This is a genomic window from Paraburkholderia graminis C4D1M (assembly GCF_000172415.1).
Classification (GTDB): Bacteria; Pseudomonadota; Gammaproteobacteria; order Burkholderiales; family Burkholderiaceae; genus Paraburkholderia; species Paraburkholderia graminis.
In genome coordinates, this window is the sequence record NZ_ABLD01000021.1 from 1 (window position 1) to 12,559 (window position 12,559).

The 12,559-nt window shown below is 65.1% G+C and carries 8 protein-coding genes and 1 pseudogene; all 9 read right to left on the reverse strand.

Going from position 1 to position 12,559, the window contains the following annotated elements:
• Positions 1-698 (reverse strand): annotated as a pseudogene (locus tag BGRAMDRAFT_RS25220) (PrkA family serine protein kinase); the annotation flags it as partial.
• 827 nt (positions 699-1,525) lie between these two features.
• Positions 1,526-2,287, reverse strand: coding sequence for a 2-keto-4-pentenoate hydratase (locus BGRAMDRAFT_RS25225; protein WP_006051705.1), 762 nt, complete (start codon positions 2,285-2,287; stop codon positions 1,526-1,528).
• A 449-nt stretch (positions 2,288-2,736) separates the two neighbouring features.
• Entirely contained in the window at positions 2,737-4,569 is a 1,833-nt protein-coding gene (locus tag BGRAMDRAFT_RS25230) for a methyl-accepting chemotaxis protein (RefSeq protein WP_006051706.1), read from the reverse strand.
• Between the two features lie 499 nt (positions 4,570-5,068).
• Entirely contained in the window at positions 5,069-5,992 is a 924-nt protein-coding gene (gene rbsK, locus BGRAMDRAFT_RS25235) for a ribokinase (RefSeq protein WP_006051707.1), read from the reverse strand.
• Positions 5,993-6,052: 60 nt separating this feature from the next.
• Positions 6,053-7,093 (reverse strand): LacI family DNA-binding transcriptional regulator, encoded by a 1,041-nt coding sequence (locus tag BGRAMDRAFT_RS25240; RefSeq protein ID WP_006051708.1) that lies wholly within the window; start codon positions 7,091-7,093, stop codon positions 6,053-6,055.
• 147 nt (positions 7,094-7,240) lie between these two features.
• Complete coding sequence (locus BGRAMDRAFT_RS25245) at positions 7,241-8,314, reverse strand: ABC transporter permease (protein WP_006051709.1); 1,074 nt, start codon at positions 8,312-8,314, stop codon at positions 7,241-7,243.
• Positions 8,311-9,906, reverse strand: a complete 1,596-nt coding sequence (locus BGRAMDRAFT_RS25250) for a sugar ABC transporter ATP-binding protein (protein WP_006051710.1) — start codon at positions 9,904-9,906, stop codon at positions 8,311-8,313. The genes BGRAMDRAFT_RS25245 and BGRAMDRAFT_RS25250 overlap by 4 nt, the downstream gene beginning before the upstream one ends.
• Before the next feature lie 287 nt (positions 9,907-10,193).
• Positions 10,194-11,156: a sugar ABC transporter substrate-binding protein gene (locus BGRAMDRAFT_RS25255; RefSeq protein ID WP_006051711.1), complete on the reverse strand. Its 963-nt coding sequence runs from the start codon at positions 11,154-11,156 to the stop codon at positions 10,194-10,196.
• 354 nt (positions 11,157-11,510) lie between these two features.
• Positions 11,511-12,488, reverse strand: coding sequence for a magnesium/cobalt transporter CorA (gene corA / locus BGRAMDRAFT_RS25260; protein ID WP_006051712.1), 978 nt, complete (start codon positions 12,486-12,488; stop codon positions 11,511-11,513).
• Positions 12,489-12,559 lie beyond the last annotated feature (71 nt).

Here is a 12,559-nt window from a genome sequence, read left to right on the forward strand (position 1 = left end):
GTATTGCTCGAGCTTGCGAATGTCGACCTTGCCGACGAGCGAGGAGATGTCCTGATTGTTCTCGTCGCCCGGCTCCGTTTGGCGATGCCGATTTGCCGCAGGATGGACGGATAGCGCCGCACCACGCGGAACTTGCGGATGTCGCCGTTGTACTCGTGCAGGCGCTTGACCGCCCACGGGCTCAGAATGCTTTTCAGGTAGCGGCGTGGTATGCCGTATTGCTCTTCGAGGATCGGACCGTCCTCGTCGTAATCGAACAAACCGAGCGGCGATTCGTTCACAGGCGAGCCCTTGATCGCGTAGAACGGCACGCGCTCCATGAGCTGCTTCAGACGCTCGGCGATGGACGATTTACCGCCGCCGACCGGGCCCAACAGATACAGAATCTGCTTCTTTTCTTCGAGCCCCTGGGCCGAGTGCCGGAAGTAGGCGACCACCTGCTCGATCACCTCCTCCATTCCGTAGAACTCACGGAATGCGGGGTATACCTTGATGACCTTGTTCGCGAAGATGCGCGACAGGCGCGGATCGTTGCGAGTGTCGATCTGTTCGGGTTCTCCGATTGCCGTCAACATGCGTTCGCCAGCCGTGGCGTACGCGGCGGGATTGTCTTTGCAGAGCGCGAGGTACTCCTCGAGCGAGAGTTCGTCCTCTCGCGTTTTCTCGAAGCGGGTCGCGAAACTGCTGTAGATATCCATGCTACCTCCTCGCCGAAGTCTAGACCGATGTCGTGCGCGGCGCGCTATTCGGAAACGACATCGCTCGAATTCATCCTAAACCCTTTTAAATTTTTTTTCACGAACTACGTTGCGAAAATCGCGCCGTGCGGGCCTCCCGACATTCATCACTTGGAAACACCGTTTCGACCACCTACAATCTTGCGCGTCGAACAGTGCCGCGAGCGTTGCTTCGCGACCTCGCTTCACAGTGTCGCTTCACACTTCTTTGACGGCACTCATCAGCAGTTACATTCACGCGTTGCCTGCACACGCACGTCGCGTACCTTGAAGCCTGGCATCAGCCGCACATCGCGCATTTTCGCGCTACGTCCCCACTCTTTTCTGCTTTCGCCTCTTGCTTCCTTAACGCTTTGACACGCATTTGGTCTACCTGTGTGCGCATCTGTTACACGTCGATCGACCAAAGTTGCAAGCAGCGTTCGGCGTCGCACGTTCATGCAGTTCGTCCATGCACGCGAGCTTTTGTTCCATCACATCGCTGCGCATGCTTTGCTATCAATGCGATGCTTCACATGCTTTGCATAACCGCGTCGACGGCATGGTCGGCTTTGCTTCGCTTTACGTTGTCGATGCCTCGTTGAACTGTCGTTCAACTTTGTTAACTGGATAACGGCGCGGCGCGTAACCGCTTCAATAGGGTATACGGCTAAGGAGTCCTCGGCGACGCGTCAAATGTAAAACGGCCGCCCCTGGGCAGCCGCTTGTTGATGAGTTTGTAATGCGCCGTTACAAGAACGGCGTCGAAAGAAATGCAGCGCTGTGTCACATGACACAATGTCGCGCAATCAGGTCAGTTCGATCTCGACCTCTCCGAGTCCGTCGATGTGACCGCGCACGATGCCCGGCTTTCCCACTTTATGCGCACCGACGTAAGAGCCGGTGGTCAGCGTCCATTCCGGTTCGATCGTGATGCCCATGGCGGCGCAATGGTTGACGAACCACACCAGCAATTCGCGTGGATCGCCGGCCGGATTGCCGGTGGCGTCGGGCACGAGCGACTCGCCGTCGAAGCTCAGTTCCAGTTCCGGCGACACGAAGTCGAAGCCGCGCGCGAGCCCCGCATACGGGACCGGATGACCGGTGACGAGCGCGCCGTTGTTTTGCGCGTCGGCGAGTTGAGCGAGCGGCGCGATGTTCGGCCATTCGGCGAAGCGGCTATCGACGATTTCAATGGCCGGCAGCACCACGCCGACGAGCGCGAGCACCTCGTCGCGCGTATAGGCGCGGCTGCGCGGCTCGATGACCTCGGTGAAACGGAACGCGATCTCCAGCTCGACGAGTACGCGAAAGAAGCCCGCATGCTCGACGCGCGCCGGCGAAGACCGCACCAGGGAAGCCGGGATCGGCGCGCCCGAGGTCGATCCGCCGGGCGCCTTCGCGCCGATCTTCCACGCGCCGGTGGAGTCGCCGAGCCCTGCTATGACCGCCTGCTGGATCGCATACGCGGTCGCGGCGTCGGGCGGGAGCTGTTCGGAGGGCAGCCCGTCGATCGGGCGATGCTGCCGGCGTGCTTCGACGAGGCGATGCGCGAGGTCGTGTGGCGTCATGTCGGTCCTTTGTGGCTGGCGCATTGAACGTGCGTTTGAAGCATGAGAAGCGTGAGGGCGAGCGGCTGGCCGGCCTGACGCTGACCGGCAAGCGGTGACGTGACGTGGAGCGCGATGCACCGGTCGGGCGCGGCGCCGACTTACACACTGCCGCTTTGCCAACCCGTGCTTCGCCCGCGATCCGGTTACGAATTACCGTCACCCGCCCGTCAATGTACCGGATCGCGAGGCTCGCCAGGGCGCCCACCGCTTCGCAAATGCGACTTAATGCGCACGCCATAAAAAAAGACCGCGGCTGCGTCAGCAGGCGCGGTCTTTTCGTTGCTGTCTTCAATATAGGCGGCTCGGGCGTCGCGGCGTCGATTCAGATGCCGTCGCGCCGGGAACGCCGGTTGCACGGCGCCTGGCCGGCGCTCGTGCAGCCGTGCGGCAAACGCCGCGGATGCCCGTCAGAACGTTTCCCAGTCCTGATCGCTGCCGGCGCTGACGACGGCGGCGGACTTCGCCGGCGCGCGCGGAGCCGGCGCGGCTTTCGGTGCCGCAGGCGCCGAGGCGGCCATAGCCGCGGCCGGCGCATGAGCAGCCGTCACAGGCTGCGCGGCGGTTGCTGCGGCCGCGCGCGGCGCGGCGGCTGAGCGTGCGTGGGCGACGGTCCTGGAAACTGCCCGCGGCGCAGCAGACACGGCGCGCGCAGGCGTCGGCGTGTGCTTCGCCAACGAACCGCCCGACACCTTGCCTTCGTCGCTGAGCTGGAACACGGCGACCGCGCCGCGCAGCTTGTCCGCCTGGTCTTCGAGCGACGACGCTGCTGCCGCCGCTTCCTCGACGAGTGCGGCGTTTTGCTGCGTGACTTCGTCCATCTGCGTGACGGCGCGCGCAACCTGGTCGATGCCGCTGCTCTGCTCTTCCGACGCCGCGGCGATTTCGCCCATGATGTCGGTCACGCGCTGCACCGCGCCGATGATTTCGTTCATCGTGCGGCCGGCCTGATCGACGAGCGCCGAGCCCGATTGCACGCGGTCGACCGAGGTGTCGATCAATTCCTTGATTTCCTTCGCCGCCGCCGACGATCGCTGCGCGAGGCTGCGCACTTCGCCCGCCACGACCGCGAAGCCGCGCCCTTCCTCGCCGGCCCGCGCCGCTTCCACGGCCGCGTTGAGCGCGAGGATGTTGGTCTGGAACGCGATGCCTTCAATGATCGAAATGATGTCGGCGATCTTCGCCGAGCTCTGGTTGATCTCGCCCATCGTACCGACGACCTGGCCGACCACCGCGCTGCCCTTGTTGGCGATTTCCGACGCATTGGCCGCGAGCGCGCTCGCCTGACGCGCGTTGTCCGCGTTCTGCTTCACGGTGCCGGTCAGTTCTTCCATGCTCGACGCGGTTTCCTGCAACGCCGACGCCTGCTCTTCGGTGCGCGAGGACAGGTCGATGTTGCCGGCGGCGATCTCGCGCGTGGCAGTCGCAATCGATTCGCTGCCGCCGCGCACCGCGCGTACCGTTTCGATGAGACTGCGCTGCATCTTCGAAATGCCTTCCAGTATCTGGCCCATCTCGTCGCGTGAGCTGACGACGACCTGGCGGCGCAGATCGCCCGCGGCGATCGCGTCGAAATGGTCGAGCGCCTCGGCGAGAGGCCGTGCGATCGCGCGGCTGAGCGCCACGTACGACAGCAACGCGGCGAGGATACCGGCAATCAGCGCGCCGATGCTGACCATGCGGAACATATGGAAGTTCGATTGCGCGTCATCGTAGCCGGCTTGCGCCAGCTCGAACTGATATTTGCGCAGTGCGTCGTCGGAGGTCGCCAGTTCGTTGTAGGCGCTTTGCAGAAGCTTGGCACCGTCGATCAGCTTGCTCTGGTCGCTCGCCGCGACCACCGCGGCGAACGCGTCGGCCCGCTGGTGCAGCGCGTCGCGCTTGCTGACCACGTCGCGCGCGAGACGGTCCTCGTCGGCGTCGCGCGGCAGATCCATATACTTTTTCCACCACATGTCGGAGGTCGTGCGCATCGAGCGCGCGCGCTCCAGCGTCGGCGCGCCTTCCGGCGTGCCGATCATGAAGGCCGCGCGATCGAGCGCGAGACGCTCGCGCGCCGCATAGAGTTCGGCGTTGCCGATGTTCACGGCGCTCGGCATCGAATTCGTGAAGGTTTCCTGGTAGGCGTGGTTGGAACGGCTCATGCCGAACAGCCCGAACGCGCCGATGCCCAGCAGCAAGGCGGCGAGAAAAGCCATCGTGAGGCCAATGCGGGCCTTGATCGAAATGCCCTTGTTCAACATAAAGTGTCCTGTGCTTGAGAGGCTGCTTTGCAGCAATAAAAGTCCGATGACGGCCCGCGCGCGGTTGGTTGTTATTGGTTTCGTCGGCGCTCTGATAGCCGCATTAACGGCAGTTGCGATGCGGACTTGAAGTTTTTATACGTCTGAGGAAAGGCAGGAGATGAGGCGGAAAGAGTTACAAGGTGGATGGGGAGGGATGCCGCAGCGGGGGGCGGTAGTTGCAAGGCTGCGCAGGGACAAGCTGGGGAGCGACGGACGAACGCAGCTTGCCGCGAGGCGTCTGCGGCTCGAGCGGCCATGTGAGGGCTTTGAGTTGCGGGAAAGGAGACCTGCGGCTTGGGCCGCGCGTCTACGGCTCGGGCGGCAATGGCGAGTTTAAGCGGGCAAGCTGGCCCGCGCGCGCTTGGGCGCACCGCGTCTGCGCTGCGCAGCCGAACCCGAGCCTTTGAACTACCAGGAAGAGACCAGGCGAGCGCAGTTCAGCGTCGCCCCCAACAACCTACCCGCCCAACTCCGCCCGCGTCGGAATCGAAGGTTGAGCGCCGGCGCGCGTCACCGACAGCGCTGCGGCGCGCTGCGCGAAGCGGATCGCCGCATCGACGTCCACACCTTCCGCAAGCTGCGCGGCGAACCCGCCGATGAACGTGTCGCCGGCCGCCGTCGTATCGACGGCTTCGACCTTCGGCGCGTCGTACAGCACAGGCGCCGCGCCTTCGAGCGCCGCCTGCACGCCGCGCGGGCCGAGCGTCACCAGGACATTGCGCGCGCCCGCCGCGCGCAGCACGGCAGCGGCCGTCGCCGCTTCTTCGGGCGAGCCGACCGGCAAGCCGGTGAGCGTCGCGGCTTCCAGCTCGTTCGGAATCAGATAGTCGATCAGCGGCAGCCACTCGGCGGGCAGCGGCCCGGTGGCCGGCGCCGGGTTCAGAATGACCGTCTTGCCGAGCCGCCGCGCCGCGGCAAGCGCCGCGTGCACCGTGGCGAGCGGCGTTTCGAGCTGGCAGATCACCACGTCGGCCGCGGCGAGCACCGCTTCGTGACGCGCGATCGTCTCAGGCGTCACCTCGCCGTTGCTGCCGGCGACGATCACAATCGCGTTCTGACTCGCATCGTCGACGACGATCAGCGCCACGCCCGTCGCCTCGCGGCCGGTTTCGAGCGCCGCGCAGTCGATGCCTTCCGCCTCCAGCCCCGCGCGCAATTGCGCGCCGTTCGCATCGGCGCCGACGCATCCGAGCATCGACACCTGCGCGCCGAGCCTCGCCGCGGCCACCGCCTGGTTGCCGCCCTTGCCGCCCGCGACCTGCGCGAATGTGCGGCCGGCCAGCGTTTCGCCGGGATGCGGCAGACGCGGCGCGCGCGCCACCAGATCCATGTTCAGACTGCCGACCACTGCCACGCGTGAGCGCGTTTCCTTACTGGCCACTCATTTCTCCCGTTGTCCTGCTTCTAAGCTGCCGATACGCCGCGCTGCACTCCAGCCCGATCACGCGGCCAGATGACGCTTTCCCGCGCCCGCCCACGTCGCCGTCGATTCGCGCACGATCAGCCGCGGCGACACGACGCGCCTGCGCCCCCCCGGCCGCGCGTTCGCCGACGACTTGCCGGCAATCCGTTCGATCAGCGTCTGCGCGGCCATGTCGCCGAGCGCGCGCACCGACTGCCCGACCGTCGACAGCGCCGGATAGGTGAAGCGCCCGAGCTCGATGTCGTCGAAACCGATGATCGAGCAGTCGCGCGGCACGCTGATATTGCGCTCCGCGGCCGCGCGCAGCGCGCCGATGCCCATCATGTCGTTGCAGGCGAAGATCGCCGACGGCTTCACGGTATCGAACAGTTGCGCCGCCGCGCGATGGCCGCCGGTGCCCGAAAAATCGCTTTCGACGATCGCGTCCGGCGGAATCTCGATGCCGCGCTCGCTCATCGCGCGAATGAAGCCGTGCACGCGCATCGCGCTCACCGCCGTGTCGACCGGCCCGCTAATGCAGCCGATCCGCACGTGCCCGAGTTCCAGCAGATGACGCGTGGCGAGATACGCGCCCTTCTCGTGATCGATCTGCACGAGGTCGGCGTTCACGCCTTCAATATTGCGGTCGACGATCACAAGCGGCTCGCGAGCGTCGGCAAGCGTCTGCGCGAGCACCGCGTCGTCGCCGGCGGACGCGACGATCAGCCCGTCGATACGCTTTTCCTGCAGCACACGCAGATAGTTGCGCTGCTTCGCGGGGTCGTCGTCGGAATTGCAGAAAAACACGCAGTAGCCGTTGCGGGAGCAACCGTCCTCGATGCCGCGCGCCAGTTCCGCGAAATACGGGTTGGTGCTGTTCGGCACCACGAGTCCGATGGTCGCGGTGGCGCGCGCCTTCAGCGAACGGGCCACCGCCGAGGGCACATAGTGAAGCTGGCGGATGGCGAGCTCGACCTTCGCGCGCACGTCGGCCGACACCGGCCGAGAGTTGTTCACGACGTGCGATACCGTCGTGAAGGACACGCCCGCCACGGCTGCTACATCCTTGATCGTCGCCATAACCTGTTGCTCTCCCGCCTGTTTTTCCCGCCAGTCAGACTTTGCGCCGACCCCGGGACGTCCTCATCGAACACGCCGTACTCGTGAATTCTTACGCTTTACCGCAAATCGCCCTTCTGGCACCCGCCACACGTTACGCTGAACATGTCAGGCGCGTTTGCGGCGGCTGCGATACGTATCCAGCACCACCGCGACCACGATCACCGCGCCGGTGATCATCCGTTTGGTCGGCTCGTTCGCGCCGATCTGCGCGAGGCCGGCCGCCAGCACCGAAATGATCAACACGCCAAAAAACGTACTGATGACCGAACCGCGCCCGCCCATCAGACTCGTGCCGCCGATCACCACGGCCGCGATCACCTGCAGTTCCATGCCGACGCCCGCGTTCGGATCGGCCGCTTCCAGCCGCGAAATCTGGAACAGCGACGCAAGGCCCGCGAGCGCGCCCATCAACGCGAACACGATCACCTTATACGGTCGCGGATTGACGCCCGCGAGCCGCACGGCTTCCTCGTTGGTGCCGATGCCAACCAGGTAGCGGCCGAACACCGTGCGCGTGAGCACGAGCTGCGCGATGACCATCACCGCCACCGCGATCAGGAAGGCCGGCGAGATGCCGACCGCGATCGGGTTCGACAGAAAATCGAACGCATCGCCGATATAGGCGGTGCGCGAATTCGTCATCTGATACGCGAGGCCGCGCGCCGCTTCGAGCACGCCGAGCGACACGATGAACGACGGAATCCGCCAGCCGACCGTGACCGCGCCGGTGACCGTGCCGGTCAGCGCGGCGGCTGCGACGCCGAGCAGCGCGGACGGCAGCGGGCCCCAGCCCCACTTCAGCGCGGCCACGCTCACCACCGACGCGCCAAGCGCAAGCACCGACCCGACCGACAGATCGATGCCGGCGATGATCAGCACGAACGTCATGCCGACCGACATCACCACCAGATCCGGAATCTGGTTGGCGATCGTGCTGAACGTGTCGTACGTCAGAAAGTGCGAACTCAGCAGCGAGAACAGCACGATCATGGCGAGCAGCGCACCGGCGAGGCCGAGGTAGTTCGAAAAGCCGAGCCGGGTGCCCGCGGGTTTGCCGCTCGCGAGCGGCGCCGACGGATCGGCCGGCGGCGCGGCGTTTGCATTCGCATTCGCGGCGGCCTTGCTCCCATCCGCGCCATGTTTCGCGCCCGGCGCGTCGCGCAACGATTGATCGGTCATGACAAACTCCCTGCTTCATTGGCGTCGAGGTCGTGCAGCAGCGCTTCGCGGCCGCGATAGCCGGCGAAAGCGGCGGCGAGCAACGCGTCTTGCGACCACGTGCCGCGCTCGAACACACCGGTCAGGCTTCCCGCCGACATCACGCCGATCCGGTCGCAGATCAGCATCAGTTCGCGCAGATCGCTCGACACCACGACGAGCGCGCGCCCTTCACGAGCCAGCGCGCCCATCAAGCCATAAATATCGAACTTCGCGCCGACGTCGATGCCGCGCGTGGGTTCGTCGAATAACAGCACGCGGCAATCGCGCGCGAGCCAGCGGCCGATCACGACCTTCTGCTGATTGCCGCCCGACAGCTCGCCGACAATCTGCGCCGGGCCGGAGCTGCGAATCCGCATCGCGTCCATCTGCTTTTTCGCCAGCGCGTTCTCGCGCTTCGCATCGACGATGCCGTGCCGCGCCACGCTGCCGATGTTGCCGAGCGACACGTTCGCCGCGATCGGCTGCGGCAGCAGCAGACCCTCGCCTTTGCGGTCTTCGGTGATGAGCGCGATGCCCGCGCGCACCGCGTCCGACGGCGAATCGATCCTGACCGGCGCAGGCGGTGCGCCGGGCGTCGGAGCCAGCGCCACCGTGCCGCCGTCTTTCGGGTCGGCGCCGTAAATCAGCCGCATCAACTCCGTGCGGCCCGCGCCGATCAGCCCGCTGATGCCGAAGATTTCGCCCGCGCGGACTTCGAACGACACGTCGCGGACCACCTTGCCGCGCGAAAGCCGCTCGACGCGCAAGAGCGGCGCGCCGATCTTGCGCACGCCGAGATCGATCTGCTCGCCAAGCTCGCGGCCGACCATCCACGTGACGATTTCGTCGCTGGTCAGATTGGCCATTGCGTCGACGTGCACGAGGCGGCCGTCGCGCAGCACCGCGATCTGCCCGGCGACTCGCGCCAGTTCTTCGAGCCGGTGCGAGATATAGACGAGCGCGACGCCGCGCGCCTTCAGGCGCTCGATCTGCTCGAACAGCAGATCGACTTCGCGCGCGGTCAGCATCGCGGTCGGCTCGTCGAGAATCAGCACGCGGCAGTCGTCGATCAGATTGCGCGCGATCTCCACCATCTGCTGATGACCGATGCCAAGCTCGCCGACGAGCGTATCGGGGTCGATCGCGTCGAGCCCGACTTGCGCCATCGCGTGACGCGCGTCCTCGCGCAGCTTGCGGCGATCGATCCAGCCGAAGCTGAACGCGCCCGCGCGCGGCAAGCGGTTCAGGAACAGATTCTCGGCCACCGACAACGTCGGCAGCAGATTCAGCTCCTGCATCACCATGCGCACGCCGAGCGCCTCGGCTTCGGTGCGGCTCGCCGGTGCATACGGTTTCCCGGCAAGCTGCATGGTGCCGGCGGTCGGCTCGACGAGTCCGCCGATGATCTTGGACAGCGTGCTCTTGCCGGCGCCGTTCTCGCCGGTGAGCGCCAATACCTCGCCGGCGCGCAGCGACAAAGACACGTCGGCGAGCACCGGTTCGGCGTAGGTCTTGCCGATGCCGCTGACGGACAGCACGGCAGGCAAGGCGTCGTGGTCGGTTGAATCCATCGCGATCCTGTTTCGCGGCGCGAGGCGCGTCTCACACGATCTGCTCGGGCGAGACGGCGCCGGGCGCCGCGCGGTCAATGCCGGCCCAATGCGCGGAATGCGCAGGCGCTCTGGCCGCGCTCCCTCTCGCCGCACGGCCGCCGTCATGACGCTTACCTCTGAATTAACGGCGGCCCGGCGGGTTTCTTGAGCGGCTATTGAGCGTTCATTGAATAGTAGGCGCGGATTCGCGTGCTGATGCGGCGCGAATCCGCGCGCCCTGCTAGTCGGTCATGCGCTGGCGGCACTTATTTCGTCACCAGGTCGCACGGCGTTTCCACCACGCCCGACAACTGCGACTGCTTCTTGTGCTCGCTCAACGCTTTCAGCGCGGTGTCGATGCCGAACACGGCCTGCTTCGCGGCGTACTGGTCGGCAGTGGCGAGCACGCGGCCGTCCTTCAGCATCGGCTTGATCGCATTGATGTTGTCGTAGCCGACCACCATCACCTTGCCCTGCTTGCCTGCCGCGCGGATCGCGGAAACCGCGCCGATCGCCATGTTGTCGTTGCCCGCGAGCAGCGCCTTCAGGTTCGGGTACTCGTTGAGCATCGCGGAAGCGACCGCGTTGCCCTTGTCGATTTCCCATTCGCCCGACTGCACGGATACCACCTTGGCGCCGACCGCCTGCATCGCGTCCTTGAAGCCGGCCGTGCGCTGCTGCGCATTGGTCGTGGTCGACACGCCTTCGAGGATGCCGACCTCGTCGCCCGCCTTCAGCTTCTTCGCGAGATAGTCGCCGACCTTCTGCGCGCCCTTGCGGTTATCCGGTCCGACGAAGGGCACGTTCAGGTCTTTCGACTTGAGCACGTCCGGGTCGAGCCGGTTGTCGATATTCACGACGATGATGCCCGCGTCCACCGCTTTCTTCACGACCGGCACGAGCGCCTTCGAGTCGGCCGGCGCCAGCACGATCGCGTCGACCTTCGAGACGATCATCTGTTCGACGATGCGGATCTGGTTCGCCGTATCGGTCTCGTCCTTGATGCCGTTCGTGATCAGGTCGAACTGCGACGGGTTGTGCTTCTGATAGTCCTTCGCGCCGTTTTCCATCGTGAGGAAGAACTCGTTGGCGAGCGACTTCATGACGAGCGCGACTTTGGGCTTATGAGCGGGCGCCGTCTGGGCATAGGCGGCGGAAAACGGCAAGGCGGTGCTGGCGGTGGCGAGGATTGCGGCCGCCACGATGCGGCGGCGAATGCGATTGCTCATGCATATCTCCTGGGTTTGTCAGGCTCTGTCGAGCCGTATTTTTAGTTGCGCGCAAACGTTTGCGGGACTCATTCTCAGCGCATCGCGGCCAAACTGTCAACGATCCGAAGTGTTGCAGTGCATCGGCGTGCAAAAAGTGCGGCGTGTCGGGCGGCTCGCGAAAGCGCTCGCCGGCCGGGCGCCGAAACGCCTCGCAGACCGTCCGGCAGACGATGATTGGCAATGGGTCCTCGCTTGGGTCCGCGTGTGACGGTGTTGCCGCCGGCTGCAATCTCCGCCGCCAACGGGCCGCCTATGCTGGACTTTTATTGCGCCGCGTGCAAGCGGGACCGGCGCGCAAGCGCGGCTTTGCGCTCAGAGCCAGCCGGCCTTGCGAAAACGCCAGTAGAGGATGACGTCGACGGTGAGCATGATCCCCAGGCAAAGCGGATAACCGTAGCGGAAATGCAGCTCCGGGATGTTCTGAAAATTCATGCCGTAGATGCCGGCGATCATCGTCGGCACCGCGAACAGCGCGGCGAACGAACCGAGCCGCTTGGTCACTTCGTTCTCCGCGAGCGAGATCATGCCGAGGTTCACCTGCACGGCGGTTACGACCATTTCGCGCCGTCCGTCGATGATGCGCACGATCCGCTCAAGGTGGTCGTACACGTCGCGAAAGTAAGCCTGCATGCCTTCGCAGACGCTCGGAATGCGCCCGCCCGTGAGCTTGCTGATCGCTTCCTGCAGCGGCGCGATGTGATGCTGAAGAATCACGAGGCGCCGCTTCAGCGAATACAGATCCTGAATGATCGCGCGCGATGCCGCCGAATTGTTGCGCTCGAAAATGCGGTCTTCGATCGCTTCGATCTCGGTGTTCACCGCGTCGATGATCGGGAAATAACGGTCGACGATGTCGTCCGCAAGCGCATACAGCACGAACGCGGAGCCCGCCTTCAGCAACTGCGGCTCGCGCTCGCAGCGCGCCCGCACGTTCTGAAAACCCGCGCGCGTGCCGCGCCGCACCGACAGCACATAGTTCGCTCCGACGAATACGTCGACCTCGCCGAGCAGCAGTTCGCCGTCCTCGTCCATCTCGACGGTGTGCATGACCGCGAACAGCGACTCGCCGTACTCCTCGATCTTCGGCCGTTGATGACCGTTCTGCGCGTCTTCGATTGCGAGGTCGTGCAGACCGAACTCGTGCTTCATCACCGCGAGTTCGCCCGGGCCCGGATCTTTCAACGCGACCCACACGAAACACTCGGGCCGCGCGACGTAGTCGCTGATGCTATCGATGTCGATGTCTGCCAGCTTCCGGCCGTCCTGATAGGCGGCGCAATTGATCAGCATGTTGGTTACCCTGAAAGCGGAACAGAGCGGGCTGCATCGCCGCACACGCGTGCAAGCCCCTCTGCATGAAT